Here is a 15,348-nt window from a genome sequence, read left to right as displayed (position 1 = left end):
TTTTTATACAGGGAATATGAATATAAATTCAAAGAAAGCGACGGGGAAGAAACCCGGTTCCCGGTCGCTGTTCTATCGCATCTCTGCCTGGCTGCACCTGTGGCTGGGTATTGCTTCCGGTATTGTTGTGGTGATCGTTTGCGTGACGGGGTGCATCTACGTGTTTAACGAAGAGATTACCGGCTGGACGGAACCGGAGTCAAATATTGCGGTAAAGGCGCAACCGCTCATTGCTCCCTCAAAGATCATGGAGGTAGCCACCAGGGAATACCCGGGCAAATCCGTGGGATATGTGCTGTACAAAGAAGGAAGGGCGGTAGAAGCCAATATCGGCGGCAGGAGGGGAGGGTCTACACTGAAGCTGGATCCTTACACCGGTGCGGTGATCAGGAAAGTGAACCGTAAAGAAGGAGAAGTCGGTTTTTTCAGATGGATACTCAACGGGCATCGCTTCCTGTGGCTGCCGTTTAAGATTGGCCGGCCTATCGTTAACTACAGCACCCTGATCTTTGTGATTACGCTTATCAGCGGGATGGTATTGTGGTGGCCAAAGAAGTGGACCAAAAGCACCCGTAACCAAAGCTTTAAAATAAAATGGGGGGCCAGCTTCAAGCGTGTTAACTACGACCTGCACAACGTGCTGGGCTTTTATGCGTTGCTGGTACTTTTTGCTATAGCCGTTACCGGTATGGTATATGGGCTGGAATGGTGGAGTAAAGGTTTGTACTGGGCTACCTCCGGCGGAAAAACACTGCCGGAATTCGCGGAGCTGAAGTCCGATTCCCTGCAGGCGGGTAAAAAACATTACGATAACCTGGGCCAGAGAATGGATATCGCCTGGAAAACAGCTATTGGCAAGCATCCTGAATCGGCAGGCTTTTATATGGCCTTCCCGGATACTGCGAAAGCCACCTCATCTATCCTGGTGATCGTTTATCCTGCAAAGGGACAGTATTATAACCTTCGGCGGTATACATTTGATCAGCACACATTGCAGCCGCTCACAGGTAACAAACTGTACGACCAGGACTTTGCGGAAGCTGATTTCGGATCAAAGCTCCGGCGCATGAACTACGATATCCATGTGGGCAGTGTTCTTGGTTTGCCTGGCAAGTTCATGGCATTTTTCGCCAGCCTGATCGGAGCTACATTACCCATTACGGGGTTTATCATCTGGTGGGGCAAAGGCAGGAAAAAGAAGACAGCGCCAGCTGCGAAAAAGAAAGTACAAACCGCTGCTGTGTGAAGATCCTAGCGGAGTTTGTCTGACTCAGACAAACTCCGCGGCGAAATCCGCTAAATGTACAGAATTATAGAAATAATGTACAGTTAAATAAAGATACTACCACATAAATTTGTGTCTATAAATAACGGAACATGAAAGCAGTTGTTTTAAAGGGCGCAGGAAGCGTGGATAACCTGGTGTTAACAGAACTGCCGGTGCCGGAACCGGCGGAAACAGAGGTGCTGGTAAAGATCAAAGCCATCAGCATCAATCCGGTGGATGTTAAAACCCGTGCCGGTAAAGGCAGGTACAATATACTAAAGGAAGAAAACCCGCTGATCCTGGGATGGGATATTTCAGGCGTGGTAGTAGCTTCCAACTCGCCGTTGTTCAAAGAAAACGATGAAGTGTTCGGGATGGTCAATTTTCCTGGTCACGGCCGCGCTTATGCGGAATATGTGGCAGCGCCTGCGGCGCACCTGGCGCTGAAGCCGGCCAACATTTCCCATGAGGAGGCAGCGGCAGCCACCCTGGCGGCCCTTACTGCCTGGCAGGCGCTGGTAGATCATGCCAGCATCAAACCTGGTCACAGGGTGCTGATCCATGCCGCGGCAGGTGGTGTGGGGCATTATGCGGTGCAGCTGGCTAAAAATCTTGGCGCATATGTAATAGGCACTTCTTCTGCTGCCAACCGGGATGTCATTCTTGGCCTTGGCGCCGATGAACATATCGATTATCATACCCAGCCGCTGGTGCAGCATGTGTCAGATGTGGATTTTGTGCTGGACACTATCGGGGGAGATGTGATTGACCAGTCGCTCGAAGTAATGAAACCCGGAGCTACCATTATCAGTATTCCTTCCGGTTTGCGGGAAGCCGTTACCGTAAAGGCGGAGGCCAAAGGCATCAATGGCTTCTTCATCCTGGTGGCTTCCAATGGCGCGGAAATGGGCAGCATCGCTGTTTTACTGGAACAGGGCCGTCTCAGGTCCATCGTTTCCAAAACTTTCCCCTTAGAGGAAATACAGCAGGCGCATCTCCAGGTAGAAACCGGCAGAACGGTAGGTAAAGTTATCGTACGGGTATAACCGTTAGGAAAGATTCTTTATTACAGCAGCGCAGTTGAAACCGGCGGTGGCCCGGCCGCCGGCGCTGCTTATTTTTTTAGGGAGATATAAAAAAAAATTCTACCTTGCCAGCCACAATCAGGTACAAATGCACCATATTTATTTAAGCACACCTCCGCCCGCTGTTGTTGTTTTGCACGCAAAATAACCGGCGTTACTTCGGCTTTTAGCTATTCCTGTTACAGGGATCGTTTTTGTTATATACATACACTGAGTCTATTTTACCGGCCTGGTTATTTTCGTGTACCCCATATTCTCCCTTATTTTTTTACACAAACGAAAATAATGACCAGGTATATATTAATGGTTTTTGCCGGCGCGTGCAGCTTCGGTATCCTCTCTACTTTTGTAAAATTAGCCTACCGCGAAGGCTATACTGCCGCGGAAATATCCGTTACGCAAGCTTTTACAGGCATGGTGGTTTTATGGCTGCTGTATATTATCACCAGGCGCCAACGCCATCCTGTGAAGCCCGCAGATTGGGCCTGGCTGCTGATTACAGGCGGGTGTATTGGTCTTACCAGCTTTGTTTATTATGTATCGGTGGCTTATATACCGGCATCGGTGGCTATCGTGATCCTGATGCAGTTCACATGGATAGGCTTGCTGATGGAAGCTTTATTTTTTAAGAAGATACCCTCTTTACTACAGCTTGTCACTACTGCCATGATCCTGGCAGGTACCTGGATGGGCAGCGGGCTGGCGGGCAATGGCCTCACAGGGTTACCTGTAAAGGGTTTGATATATGCAGGCGCCTCCGCCTTCTTATATGCGGTGTATATTATTGCCAACAGCCGTGTAGGTAAATCGCTGGATGCAGGAAAGAAAAGCGCGGTGACCATCATGGGTTCCACGTTATGTATTTTTCTTGTGAATGCACCGCAACTGGTGACCAGCACTCACTTTAACACGGGCCTGCTGAAATGGGCGCTGTTCCTTTCGCTTTTTGGTACTATAATTCCGCCTCTGCTGTTTGCAAAAGGGATTCCCAGGATAGGTGCAGGTATCAGTGCGGTGATTATGACCGCTGAATTACCGGTGGCGGTGGTATGCTCGCATTTTATTTTACAGGAACCGGTGAATGGTTTGCAGTGGGCAGGCGTAGTGCTGATGTTGCTGGCGATGCTGCTGCTGAATGCACATTATTTCCGCAAATAACACCAGGGGCCGGGTATTTGCCCGGCCCTTCCCATTACCACCTGGCTTATCATTATTGCCGGTTCAGGCTCCATTTCTCCTTATCAATCGCATACACGAAATTCAGTTTCGGCTTTTCTCCAAAATAAGCCACTTCCTGTTCTCCCACCTTCTCTGCACCTATACGGCCAATGGCGATCTGCGAACGGATATTGCTGGCGCCTATATGAAAATATACCTTTGAAACAAACTGGAAAAGATAATCCAGCATCATCGTTTTTACTGCTTTGTTGATGCCTTTTCCCCAATATTGTGTGGCATAAAACGTATAGCCGATGAGGATACTGTTTTCCGTTTCGTTGTAGTCATACATACGGGTGCTGCCCACAATTTCCCCCGTTTGTTTATCTACGATCTTAAATGCGCCTTTGCTTTGTATAGCCCCGTCAAAAAAAGTACGGAAAACATCTTTTTTCCAGCGGTCCCGGTTAGGATGCTGCTCCCATATTCTGGGGTCCGATGCTACGGCATACAGCGTCTCAAAATCTTCTTCCTGCAGCGGATAAAGAATTACCTGTTCGTTTTCTAGTATAGACTGGATACTGAATTTCATCTGCTGTTTTTTGATGAGAATACAAATTTATCCTTTAATCAGATGCTGCCTGTAGTCCACCTTCAACAAAACCGGTAGTCCAGTTTTTTACTTAAACGGGTCCGCATATTTCGGATCTGTTACCAGCGATTGGTCCGTAAGTGTTTTAAGGAACGCGATGATATCGCTCTTGTCTTTTGCAGAAAACAGTAATCCCTCGTTTTGCATTCCGGAAAATTGTATCCCGATATTGGGATTTTGTTTGATACCGGTGGAGTAATGTTCTATGGCATCTTCAAGGGTGGCAAAGCGGCCGTCATGCATATACGGGGCAGTGAGCGCTACATTCCGCAGGCTGGGGATTTTAAATGTCCCCTGATCGGCAGGTTTATTGGTAATTTCACCAATGCCCTTATCGGTATAATTGCTTTCCAGCCCGTTGTTGGAGCCAATCCCCGTATTCAGACCGGTGTTGTCCACAATAAGGAAGGAAGAAGTTTGTCCTGGCCGGCAGGTGGACAAATCGCTGTGGCATTCGGTACAGAAATCCACCTGCAGCAACCGCAGCCCGTTTTTCTCAGCAGGGGTGAAATTGCTGAACTGGGTAGCTACTCCCTGGTCGTACCTGGAGTTGAAGGAAACAATGCTTCGCAGGAACTGGGATAGTGCCCTGGCTATTTTATCGGAGGTAACAGCCTCGCTGCCAAAAGCGGCTTTAAACAGGGGAGGATAATAACTGATGCCGGCTAGCTTTGTTTCCAGGGCTGCCAGTGAAGGCATTCCCATTTCTATGTGGTCCTGGATGGGCATCAGGGTTTGCGTTTCAAGATCTTTGGCCCGCATATCCCAGAACATGGTGGCCAGCCGGAAAAAGCGGAGATTCACTACCGGCATGCTGTTCCTGCGGGTAACTTTTCCTTCAAACCCTTCGGACCGGGCTACGCCATCAGTGAAGGCTTTGTCCTGGTGGTGACAGGAACTGCAGGATTTCGTATTGTTCAGTGATAATGACTTATCGTAGAACAGCACCCTGCCCAGCGTGGCCCCTGCATTGGTAATGGGATTACCTGCGGGAGTATTGTCCAGTGTTGGGTTGGCGTTCATAAATGCCTGCATATAGGGAGGCATGTTATTACGGGTGCCCACGTAGTCGTAGAGCGTTCCGGGCAGGTTAGGAGCAGAGGGGTTATTGGGAACCGGGTGCTCACCCGGGCCCGGACCGGGCTCGTTGCTATTGTTTTCTTTTTTACATGAAATAGTATTAAGAAGAATGATGGCTACACCGGCTACCAGGTATGCAAGATTTCTTTTGCTGATGGTTTTCGTCATGGTACAGATATTTGGATTAATACACATCAATGTCTTTTTACCCTTATGGAGAATCATTAAAAAATTATTTTTGGAAGAAGTAAGGGTATTTGAATGATGAAGTGTATTATTCCTGAACTATCACTACAATCACGGTAACCGGTTTGGTATTGGACGAAAATATTGGTAAGGAAAATGACCTGTACGGGCAGATAGCAGCCTACTTTCATACGTATTTTGAAGGTTTGCACCGCTATGCCTTCACCATACTGAAAGATAATGATGATGCGAAGGATGCAGTGCAGGCGGTTTTCCTGAAGCTCTGGGAGAAAAGGACCGCCATAGATGAGCAGCAGTCGGTGAAATCCTATTTATATACCGCTATCTACCACTATTGCCTGAATGTAAAGAGACATGAGAAAATAAAAGAGCAGTATATAACAACCAATAATCATACTGCTGGTGAATTCCGGGATGCGCTTATTGACAAGGAAGCTTACCGCCGGATCATGGAAGGCATTGAAAGCCTGCCGCCGCAATGTAAGCTGATCTTCACCAAAAGCAGGTTTGAAGGAAAGAAGTATGCAGAAATTGCCGGGGAAATGGGATTGTCTGTAAAAACCGTAGAAGCCCAGGTGGGAAAGGCTTTAAAGATCCTCCGGGAAAACCTGTCCGATACAATGACCGCAGTATTTATTTTACTTTTATTACAACCATAATGAGCAACGGGGAGCTGTCATACGGGTTACTAGGCAAATACTTTTCGGGGGAAGCTTCCCCGGAAGAAGCCATGGCGGTGGATGACTGGGTCAGGCAGCACCCGGACCACCGCAGGTTATACGATGAAGCAGCCGCGGTGTGGGACAATGCAGCCGGTACTCCGCGTTACCAGCTGCCTGATAAAGCGGCGCTGCTCTGGGAGATCAAAGAACAGGCAACAAGGCAACGGCCCCGGGTAACTGCCTGGCGCATTGCGGCTGCATTGCTGCTGCTGTTGGGTGCCGCTGTGCTCTATTTTGTGCTACAGCCATCGCAGTCCGGGCATAAGGGTTCCCCTGTGGTTATCCGGCAAACCACTACCGGCATTTACCGCGATACCCTGCCCGATCACTCGCTGGTGGTATTGAACAGTCATTCTTCCATAAAATACCCGCCGGAAGAGACCCGGCAAATACAATTAACGGGCGAAGCCTGGTTTAATGTAACTTCTGATCCGCTAAAACCGTTTATAGTATCCGTGGGAGATCTCCGTATTGAAGTACTGGGCACTGCCTTTAATGTACGCCAGCTGGCCGGTGTTATTAATGTAGCGGTTAGCAGCGGCGCAGTAAAGGTGGGTAAGGGAGATACCGCTATTACGGTAAAGACAGGGCAACAGCTCATCTATGATACCAGTACGCAGCGGTTCAGTATGGGTAACAGCGTTAACCCTAATGAAACGGGATACGCCACGAGGATCTTTAATTTTGAAGATGCTTCCTTGAAAGAGATCATGGCACAACTGGAAAAGGCATACGGCATTAAAGTGATACTTGAAAATGAACGCCTCGCGAACTGCACTATGAGCAGCGCTTTTGAGAATAAACCAATACAATACGTTTTTGAGGTGATTTCAATTACGTTGAATGTACAATGCAGATTTGAGAATGACCGGGTATATATCAGCGGGGCAGGATGTAACTAGGCTGCTATCGAAATTTTCTTTAATGGTGTGGTTCACCTTTATCACTACCATGGTTTCCGCGCAAACGGCGAAGGTAAATCTCCGGAAAGAAGTGAGCATTCCAGCTGCGGATATGCAGCTGGATGAATTATTGCATTTGGTGAGCAAACAGGCCGGTATCCGGTTTTCGGTGAACACCCGGAAATTCCCCGGCACTACCGTGGTGCATATAAAGAAAGGCCGGCAGCCCTTATCACGGCTGCTCGGAGATCTTCGTGAATCTACTGGTATGGGTTACCGCGCGTTGGAAAGCCATATTATTTTTGTAGATAACCCGGCGCTTCTTGTTTCTAAAAGAACGTCTGCTGCAGTTAAACCATCTAAGGTAATACAGCCCCTCCGTTTTGTTAACAGGCAGCTTTCCATGCTGCCGGCCAGGCAGGCCGCCTCCTTACCCGTAACTTTTTTATCAATGTCAGTTGCCACGAAACAGGATACGATGTATTCAGGATTGTTTGAAGCAACAGTAGATTCCTCTAATGTAAAACCGGCCGGGTTTCGTATTCCATTCCCCGCTACCGCGAATGTTAAAGACACTATTGCAAACATCTACCGGTCGCCCCGCAGATCTTTCGCAGCAACTTTAGTGGAGCGCCTGCGGTCAGCAGGTGGGCATACACCTGTTGCCGGTGGCACAGAAAACAAAGAACCCATATTTTCGTTTAAGCCATATGCCGCCGCAGGTATGGTGGCCGACGAATCTTTTTATGTAAATCCCAATATCCAGGCAGGACTGCCATTCCTTTATGTAATTGGTTGCTGGAGTACTAACTTCTCTTTTTCCATGTTACGGTATGGTGTAGGTACATCCATCCGTTTACCAGGCAGCTGGCGTTTGCATGCACAAGCCACCACGGGCCGCATAGAAGCTGCCGGTTACGATTCCCTGGGCTACATCCCCATAAGGGTGAAGGCGCAGCTGCATAAATTATCGCTGGTAGCAGAGAAGCAAATCGGCAATCAGTGGCGGTTACAGGTTGGCGCTGCATTGAACAGCCTGCAAACAACCTATTATAGGAACAACAAACCAGCTCCGTTGAACAAGGAAGAAAACGAGGCACTGGCCAATATAAAGTATTTTAAACCGCCTTATACCATCAGCAATAATTTCTCTCCCGATGCGAGCCGTAGTAACAAACTATGGATCGGTTTCCAGGCAGGTATTTTCTATCGTTTGAATTTTTATAAAGAATAATGGTTTTTTTCAGGGCTGTGTGTATTGATAATACAATGGTACTACAGGTACTAAGATGATTGCATTATTAAAAACAGCAAAGCTCACCAACAATATTTCCTGTATTAATAACTATGTTTACCAGCATCATGTATTTGCCTGTAAAGCTGTTCACCAACAGTGCCCAACCAGTGGTGTTCCGGCTTGAGAGCGCCCTTTTTTAATAAAGCGATCCATACTTTCTGCAACATATTTGAATACTTTTATAACATTTGTAACCGGTGTGCAAAACAGAATAATTAAAATCGCAGTAAAAAAGCTAATAATTATCTGATGAAAACATACTTGCTTTATTTACTTACTCTTCTTTCGGGTAGTGCCTATGCACAACTTCCCACACAGCAGGAGCTTGCACTGGTAGGGGCTACCATCTATACTGCTCCTCAAACTTTACCTATTATATCAGGAGTGGTGATTATCAGGAACGGTAAAATTACAGCAGTAGGCAATGATAAACAGGTAAAAGTGCCTGCACAAATGAAAGTAATAGACTGTAAAGGACTGGTGATGATGGCGGGTTTCTGGAATTGCCATGTGCATTTTATTGAGCCCAAATGGGATCATGCGGATAAACAGCCGGCGGCTGTGCTCAGCAGGCAAATGGACAGCATGATCAACAGCCGTGGGTTTACACATGTATTTGACCTGGCTGCGCTGAACTATCCTAACCTGCTGGCGCTTCGTGCCAGGGTAATGTCTGGCGAAGTAAACGGTCCCGCGATGCTTACAGTAGGCGCTCCCTTTGTGCCTCCTCATGGCAACCCTTTCTATATCCGGCCGCTTTCCCTGCCGGAAATGAACACGCCGGATGAGGCGGTAGCGCATGTTACCAGGCAGATCAGGGCCGGTGCAGATGGAATTAAGATCATGTCTGCATCACCGGATGGACACGGCATTGTGCCAATGCCTATGAACATCATAAGGGCTGCCACCAGTACTGCGCATAAATTTCATAAGCCGGTGTTTGCGCACCCTACTGCCGATACAGGAATGCATATTGCGCTTGCCGGGGGAGTGGATATCCTTGCGCATGTGGCGCCGGATGGTTATCATAGCTGGACAAAAAACGAAACGGACCAGCTGTTGTTGCACAAAGTGGCGCTTATTCCCACACTGAAACTTTACAAATGGGAACTGGAAAGAAAGCAACTGCCCCTAACGAACCCGTTAATGACAACCGCCGTGCAGCAACTGGGTGCATATGCGGGTGCAGGTGGTGAAATTTTATTCGGCACAGATGTAGGGTATGTAACCGATTATGATACGTCCGACGAATTCAGGCTCATGGCGGAAGCAGGAATGAGCTTTGATCAGATCCTTGCTTCCCTGACAACAGCTCCCGCCAAAAGGTTTGGAGTGGCACAGCACAGCGGTATTATAGCCAGGGGAATGGATGCGGATATTGTGCTGCTGAAAGCCGACCCGCATGCAGACAGTCGCCACTTTTCCGACGTGGCGTATACCATCCGGAATGGCACAGTTATTTATAGCAGTGTGGTAAGGAAATAAACAGGGCTGAAGAAAAAGAACCCCTGAAACCGCGCATTACGCGCAGTTCCAGGGGTTGCTGCTTTTCTAATCTTCCGCCTCATGAATCGCCATCACCGTTTTTATGATTGCATCTGGTGTAACTGAAATACTGTCTATGCCCTGCTCCACAAGGAATTTTGTAAAATCAGGAAAATCGGACGGGCCCTGCCCGCAAATTCCCACTTTTACTTTTTGTTGTTTCGCCACTTTAATCAGGTGTGCAATCAGCCGCAGCACCGCAGGATTACGCTCGTTATAAAGATTGGCCACCAGGGAAGAATCCCTGTCGAGACCAAGTGTGAGCTGTGTCAGATCATTGGATCCTATCGAGAATCCGTCTATGTATGCAGAAAACTCTTCGGCCATCATAATATTGGAAGGCAGTTCGGCCATCAGGTATACTTCCAGCCCCTGCTGCCCGCGGCACAACCCGAATTCTTCCATGGTTGCCAGTACCAGTTGCAGCTCTTCCACGGTGCGGCAGAAAGGGATCATCACCACTACATTTTTCAGTCCCATCGTTTCCCTTACTTTCACAAGCGCTTTACATTCCAGTTCAAAGGCTGGTTTGTATTGAGGGGAATAATAACGGGAAGCGCCTCTCCAGCCTATCATCGGGTTTTCTTCCGTAGGCTCAAAGTATTTACCGCCAAGTAAATTGAAGTACTCGTTACTCTTGAAATCGGAGAAGCGTACAATTACTTTTTCCGGGTAAAAAGCCGCAGCAATTTTTCCTACGCCATAAGCAAGCTTGTCTACGAAATAATCCGTTTCACTGGCATGCCCCTGAATAAGCTGCGCAATTTTCGCTGACAATTCCGGGTCGTTCAGTTCCTTGTGATGCAATAATGCCAGCGGGTGCGCTTTGATATAATTGTTGATGATAAACTCTTCGCGGGCAAGTCCCACGCCTTTATTGGGCAGGTGCGTAAACTGGAAGGCCATTGCGGGAGAGCCCACATTCAGCATCAGCGGCGTACGAATGGAAGGCAGCGTGCTCAGGTCCAGCTGGTCTTCCCGGAACGGGAGTATCCCTTCATATACAATACCATCGCTGCCTTCGGCGCAGCTAACAGTGATACTTTGCCCGTCGTTTAATTTTTCTGTAGCATCTCCGCAGCCAACAATAGCAGGGATGCCCATTTCGCGGGCTACTATTGCAGCATGACAGGTACGCCCGCCTTTATTGGTCACAATAGCGGAGGCCATTTTCATGATCGGCTCCCAGTCCGGGTCCGTCATGTCGGTTACCAGTACATCGCCCGGTTTGAATTCGCTGCCGGTAATGAGCCGGTTATCAAGGGAAAAAAGGATGTTCACTTTGCCTGCCGCTATTTTATCGCCTACAGCAATTCCTTTGAGTAGCTGCCGTGGCGGGGCGCCGTTATGTTCAATAGCATAGGTAGTTACCTTGTTATGATCTTTACGGGAATGAATGGTTTCCGGCCTTGCCTGTACAATGAACAGGTCGTTGGTAAGCCCGTCTACCGCCCACTCCACATCCATGGGGCACCAGCGGCCTTTCTTTTCTGAATAATAACTTTCTATGCATCGCACCCAGGTGGCCAGTTGCATGATCTGCGCATCGTTCAAACAAAAATGCTGCTGTTGCTTTTTTTCTACCGGGATGATCTTTGTTCTTTCATCACTGCTTTCGCCGTACACCATTTTTTTATCTTTTACTCCCAGTTTTTTTTCGATAATAGGAGTATAACCCTGCTGCATACACGGTTTAAATACCATGAATTCATCAGGCGATACTGCGCCCTGCACTACCATTTCTCCCAAGCCAAAAGAGCCATTGATCACCACCACTTCTTTAAAGCCCGATTCGGTATCGAGCGAAAAGGCCACCCCGGAAGCGCCAAGATCGGCGCGCACCATTTTCTGTACACATACTGATAAGCCTATACTAAAATGGTCGTATCCGAAGTTCTGACGGTAACTGATAGCGCGGTCGGTAAACAGGGAAGCGAAACAGTTTCTTACGGCATCAATCAGGGCGGCAGGTCCTCTTACGTTGAGGAAGGTTTCCTGCTGACCTGCAAAAGAGGCGTCGGGAAGGTCTTCCGCGGTGGCAGATGACCGTACTGCCACATCGGTTTGTTCCTGCCCGTATTGTTGCGATAAAGCATGATACGCGGCAATGATCTCTTCGCTCAGTTCATGCGGGAACCGGGTGCTGCTGATAGCCTGTCTTATTTTCTGACCCGCCCTGCGCAGGGTGATGATGTCGTTAAAGTTTACCGTAGCTACCTGTTCTGCAATAAATTGTTCCAGGCCGCTTTGCTTCATAAAATCATAGTATGCCCTGGTTGTAATGGCAAACCCTGAAGGAACAGCTACGCCTGCTTCCGACAAATTAGCGATCATCTCGCCCAATGAAGCGGACTTACCGCCCACTAAGGCAATGGCATCCATGCCTACCGCATGAAGCGGCAGTACAATACTCTCTCTCATGTAAAAATGAGTTTAATGAATAATAATGTGGAGGACCGTTGGTCGTCTTCCAAACGTGGTTAGATTTCTATAGCAGCAAGTTAGATGATGCCGCAATGGAATAATGGCAACACAGATAAAAGCGAAAACAAAACTAAAAAAATGGAGCATTGCCGACTTTTTTTCATTAAATCAGTAGCAGTATCGCTATTTTTGAAAAAAAATCACCCATGAATTTCATACCTGACCAGATTGATATGTGTATAATGGACATATTGCAGGAAGACGCCAGGACCACCAATAAAGAGATTGCTGCCAGGTTAGGTAAGTCAGTTACTTCTATATTTGAACGAGTGAAACGTTTGGAGGCAGAGGGGTATATTTTACGCTATATCGCTGTGCTCAATAAGAACAAGCTGGGCAAAAACCTTGTGGCATGGACCAGCGTAACCCTTAAAGAACATGGGCAGGACCGGCTTCCGGCGTTTGAACAAAAGATCAATACATTCCCGGAAGTAATGGAATGTTATAAAATGAACGGGCAGTTCGATTACCTGCTCAAAATACTGGTGGCAGACATGGAAGCGTATGAACTGTTTAATCTCACCAAACTATCCAAACTGGATAATATCTATAAGATCCGCAGCCTGTTTGTTTTAGCAGAAACTAAACAGGAAGTGGAGCTGAACCTTAAAACAGGATTGCCCGTAAAGCTGCAGCAGAAAAATAAATAATTTTAAAAAGTAGCTGCAGCGCCTCACCATGCAGTTAAAGCGGTTCACAGCAACAGGTATTACAACAGTTTGTGACGCCTGCGGTTACCAGGGAAGCCCAAAATAACCACAGACGACATCCACATCAAGTCCACCTTTTATATATGTGCCAGGCATGCCCTAAGCCAGTGCCATATTAGTTCTCCGCCATTCCGGGCACTGTTACTGCCCATTCACTACAGGGAACTGGGAAATGCGCAATCTGGTACACCCAAAAGGCACCAATGTGATCTCTTCCTCTTCGCCGGTTTCCATGCCATAGGTTATACTATAGGGAATAGGACCAGTCATTTCATTATATAATTTCCAGGAAGGGATCCTTTTTGCTGTTGTTTTCAGGGAGATGGGGATATATTCCGGGTTCCACGGCCAGGCGCTCTTATGACCGTTTTTTTCCACGCGGAAGCGTGCTGACAGTTTATCATCCGGAGTGGCTATCAATGCATAGTTCCACGGGGTAGTAGGGCGTACCTCCTGGTAGCTGTCGCCATAATCCAGAGGGTCTTTATCATTCTTTACAGTAGTCACTTCTTCACCTATTTTCAGTGCATAGGTTACCGGACCGCGTTCTACTGATAAAGAATTTTCATACCAATGTTCCTGGTAGATGTGCATCGGCAACGCCAGCTCCACCACATCACCCTGCTGCCAGGTTCTTTCCACTTTCACTACCTGGTTGCCAGCCGCCTGCTGCCATACCTTTCCATTGATCTTTATGGTGGCCTGCTTACACCAGGCCGGGATACGCAGGTGGAAAGGGAAACTCACTTTTTGGGGAGCGCTGATACTAAAGGTAACGGCTTCTTCAAAAGGATAATTGGTGACTTCTTTTACAGTAACGGGGATTTGCCCTGCTACATATATTTTCACTTCACTGGGGGCATATAGCAGCGCCGCTACGCCACTATCTGCTGTAGCATACCAGAGGTTCTGCGCAAACTTAGGCCACCCCTGGTGCATATTGGCGGTGCAGCATGGATAGCCGGACAGCAACCCGTAGCAAAGATCAGTACCGCTGTGGTTCACATCAAAATTGCGGATATGCCGTGTAGCCATTACCTGGTTGGACTGCTGAAAATACTGGCGGGCCATAAAGTTTTCCGTAATCTGCGAAGGCAGCACATTAAAGGCGATCTTCTCCAGCTGATCAGCGTACCGCACATCGCCGCTTATTTCCAGGATGCTTTCCAGCGAAAACATCATTTCTACTGCCGAACACAGTTCCGAACCCTGTGTGGGATTATTGCCGTGCAGGGCTTCATCTCCACCGTAAAGGCCATTTGCCATCCCGTTAAATGTGCGGAGGTTATCGAATCCCCTGGCGGTAGCCATGCGGTATATGGAATCCGGATGCTGCTGGAAATAGATCATGGGTTCCTTTATTCCCTGCGCCAGGTTTACACCATGTATGCTGCCTGTTGTTGATAACAGGTTGGTGTTCATAAATGCATTGGTATAGTCGAAGGTCTGTTTGTGGATCAGCTCTGCAAGATCCAGCAGGAATGCATCTCCTGTAATATTATACAACCAGTACACTACCGCCAGGTTATCGCCTGCACGGTACTTTGCCCAGAAGCTCCAGTGGTCCAGCGGTTTTTGTGGCAGCTCTTTCAGCTGGTAGCGGAAGTAATTCGTCATCAGTTTAATGATCCGGGGATCAGCCGTGGCATCGTAGTATTGCTTCAGTACTTTCAGCATTACCATCTTGGGCCACCAGTCGTGGCTGTTATCACGCTGTACGCCCGCTTCGTAGGGGTAGTCTTTTGCCGGACCGAAATAACCATCAGGTTGCTGGCTTTTAATAGACCATTCCACCCATGGCTTTACTTTCTCGATCAATGCCTCATCTTTCAGCAGGTAAGCCAGTGGAAGCAATCCGTCAATCCAGTAAGGACCGCGTTCCCACTGGTCTCCGTCGCCGCCCAGCCATCCGTTGCGATGGTTCATCACCAGCGGGTATAGTTTATCCAGCCGGCCGGTGGCGCCGTTCTTTTGCTGTACCAGCACAGTACGCAGCCATCCCTGGGGAGTAATGGCGCCCAAAGGCAGCATGGTATATGGTTTGACATGAAGCGGCGCCCGGTTGTTATAGCAATGCGGCAACGCAGCCGTATTTTTCTTTTTCTGAGCGGTAGCATATAAGGTGAGCCCCAGCAATATGGTGGAAGCAATTGCAAAATGTTTCATAAATGATCTGTAAAGAGGCAAAGTGAGCAGACAATATATTACTATTTTCCTACCGGTAGTTATCTTCATTGAC

12 protein-coding genes are annotated in these 15,348 nt (G+C 48.0%); 8 read left to right on the top strand and 4 right to left on the bottom strand.

Annotated elements, in window-relative coordinates; genetic code table 11:
* The first annotated feature begins 16 nt into the window (after positions 1 to 16).
* From FN124_RS00730 to FN124_RS00720, 3 genes are all read left to right on the top strand, one after another.
* A complete protein-coding gene (locus tag FN124_RS00730; protein ID WP_142682884.1) occupies positions 17 to 1,246 on the top strand; it encodes a PepSY-associated TM helix domain-containing protein in 1,230 nt (409 codons plus the stop codon).
* 131 nt (positions 1,247 to 1,377) lie between these two features.
* Positions 1,378 to 2,313 carry an NADP-dependent oxidoreductase gene (locus FN124_RS00725; protein WP_142682883.1) on the top strand — a complete coding sequence of 312 codons (936 nt, stop codon included), beginning with the start codon at positions 1,378 to 1,380 and terminating at the stop codon, positions 2,311 to 2,313.
* A gap of 324 nt (positions 2,314 to 2,637) precedes the next feature.
* Entirely contained in the window at positions 2,638 to 3,510 is an 873-nt protein-coding gene (locus FN124_RS00720) for an EamA family transporter (RefSeq protein ID WP_142682882.1), read from the top strand.
* Between the two features lie 52 nt (positions 3,511 to 3,562).
* Here FN124_RS00720 and FN124_RS00715 read toward each other — a convergent pair whose 3' ends face one another.
* Together FN124_RS00715 and FN124_RS00710 are read right to left on the bottom strand one after the other, a co-directional pair.
* Positions 3,563 to 4,102 carry a GNAT family N-acetyltransferase gene (locus FN124_RS00715; protein WP_142682881.1) on the bottom strand — a complete coding sequence of 180 codons (540 nt, stop codon included), beginning with the start codon at positions 4,100 to 4,102 and terminating at the stop codon, positions 3,563 to 3,565.
* An 87-nt stretch (positions 4,103 to 4,189) separates the two neighbouring features.
* Positions 4,190 to 5,410 carry a cytochrome-c peroxidase gene (locus FN124_RS00710; protein WP_185937041.1) on the bottom strand — a complete coding sequence of 407 codons (1,221 nt, stop codon included), beginning with the start codon at positions 5,408 to 5,410 and terminating at the stop codon, positions 4,190 to 4,192.
* Positions 5,411 to 5,559: 149 nt separating this feature from the next.
* Between FN124_RS00710 and FN124_RS00705 the strand changes: the two genes are divergently transcribed.
* From FN124_RS00705 to FN124_RS00690, 4 genes are all read left to right on the top strand, one after another.
* Positions 5,560 to 6,108: an RNA polymerase sigma-70 factor gene (locus FN124_RS00705; protein ID WP_185937040.1), complete on the top strand. Its 549-nt coding sequence runs from the start codon at positions 5,560 to 5,562 to the stop codon at positions 6,106 to 6,108.
* Positions 6,108 to 7,073 carry a FecR domain-containing protein gene (locus tag FN124_RS00700; protein WP_142682878.1) on the top strand — a complete coding sequence of 322 codons (966 nt, stop codon included), beginning with the start codon at positions 6,108 to 6,110 and terminating at the stop codon, positions 7,071 to 7,073. The genes FN124_RS00705 and FN124_RS00700 overlap by 1 nt, the downstream gene beginning before the upstream one ends.
* 22 nt (positions 7,074 to 7,095) lie before the next feature.
* Positions 7,096 to 8,307, top strand: coding sequence for a hypothetical protein (locus FN124_RS00695; RefSeq protein WP_142682877.1), 1,212 nt, complete (start codon positions 7,096 to 7,098; stop codon positions 8,305 to 8,307).
* Positions 8,308 to 8,619: 312 nt separating this feature from the next.
* A complete protein-coding gene (locus FN124_RS00690; protein ID WP_142682876.1) occupies positions 8,620 to 9,855 on the top strand; it encodes an amidohydrolase family protein in 1,236 nt (411 codons plus the stop codon).
* 66 nt (positions 9,856 to 9,921) lie between these two features.
* Here the strand turns inward: FN124_RS00690 and ppsA are convergent, their stop codons facing one another.
* Positions 9,922 to 12,336 (bottom strand): phosphoenolpyruvate synthase, encoded by a 2,415-nt coding sequence (gene ppsA / locus FN124_RS00685; protein ID WP_142682875.1) that lies wholly within the window; start codon positions 12,334 to 12,336, stop codon positions 9,922 to 9,924.
* A gap of 209 nt (positions 12,337 to 12,545) precedes the next feature.
* Between ppsA and FN124_RS00680 the strand changes: the two genes are divergently transcribed.
* The gene (locus FN124_RS00680) at positions 12,546 to 13,049 is read left to right on the top strand and encodes an Lrp/AsnC family transcriptional regulator (RefSeq protein ID WP_142682874.1); all 504 of its coding nucleotides are present in this window, start codon (positions 12,546 to 12,548) and stop codon (positions 13,047 to 13,049) included.
* A 201-nt stretch (positions 13,050 to 13,250) separates the two neighbouring features.
* Here the strand turns inward: FN124_RS00680 and FN124_RS00675 are convergent, their stop codons facing one another.
* Positions 13,251 to 15,275 carry a beta-L-arabinofuranosidase domain-containing protein gene (locus FN124_RS00675; RefSeq protein WP_142682873.1) on the bottom strand — a complete coding sequence of 675 codons (2,025 nt, stop codon included), beginning with the start codon at positions 15,273 to 15,275 and terminating at the stop codon, positions 13,251 to 13,253.
* Positions 15,276 to 15,348 lie beyond the last annotated feature (73 nt).

Source organism: Chitinophaga polysaccharea, assembly GCF_902150045.1.
In the GTDB taxonomy this organism is placed as follows: domain Bacteria; phylum Bacteroidota; class Bacteroidia; order Chitinophagales; family Chitinophagaceae; genus Chitinophaga; species Chitinophaga polysaccharea_A.
Note: the sequence above shows the minus strand (reverse complement) of the source record. Positions and strands in the feature narration are given on the sequence as shown.

Bases quoted from the DNA above. Each gene is read 5' to 3' on its own strand.
- FN124_RS00730 (WP_142682884.1), top strand. From the start codon at position 17: ATGAATATAAATTCAAAGAAAGCGACGGGGAAGAAACCCGGTTCCCGG.
- FN124_RS00725 (WP_142682883.1), top strand. From the start codon at position 1,378: ATGAAAGCAGTTGTTTTAAAGGGCGCAGGAAGCGTGGATAACCTGGTG.
- FN124_RS00720 (WP_142682882.1), top strand. From the start codon at position 2,638: ATGACCAGGTATATATTAATGGTTTTTGCCGGCGCGTGCAGCTTCGGT.
- FN124_RS00715 (WP_142682881.1), bottom strand. From the start codon at position 4,102: ATGAAATTCAGTATCCAGTCTATACTAGAAAACGAACAGGTAATTCTT.
- FN124_RS00710 (WP_185937041.1), bottom strand. From the start codon at position 5,410: ATGACGAAAACCATCAGCAAAAGAAATCTTGCATACCTGGTAGCCGGT.
- FN124_RS00700 (WP_142682878.1), top strand. From the start codon at position 6,108: ATGAGCAACGGGGAGCTGTCATACGGGTTACTAGGCAAATACTTTTCG.
- FN124_RS00695 (WP_142682877.1), top strand. From the start codon at position 7,096: ATGGTGTGGTTCACCTTTATCACTACCATGGTTTCCGCGCAAACGGCG.
- FN124_RS00690 (WP_142682876.1), top strand. From the start codon at position 8,620: ATGAAAACATACTTGCTTTATTTACTTACTCTTCTTTCGGGTAGTGCC.
- ppsA (WP_142682875.1), bottom strand. From the start codon at position 12,336: ATGAGAGAGAGTATTGTACTGCCGCTTCATGCGGTAGGCATGGATGCC.
- FN124_RS00680 (WP_142682874.1), top strand. From the start codon at position 12,546: ATGAATTTCATACCTGACCAGATTGATATGTGTATAATGGACATATTG.
- FN124_RS00675 (WP_142682873.1), bottom strand. From the start codon at position 15,275: ATGAAACATTTTGCAATTGCTTCCACCATATTGCTGGGGCTCACCTTA.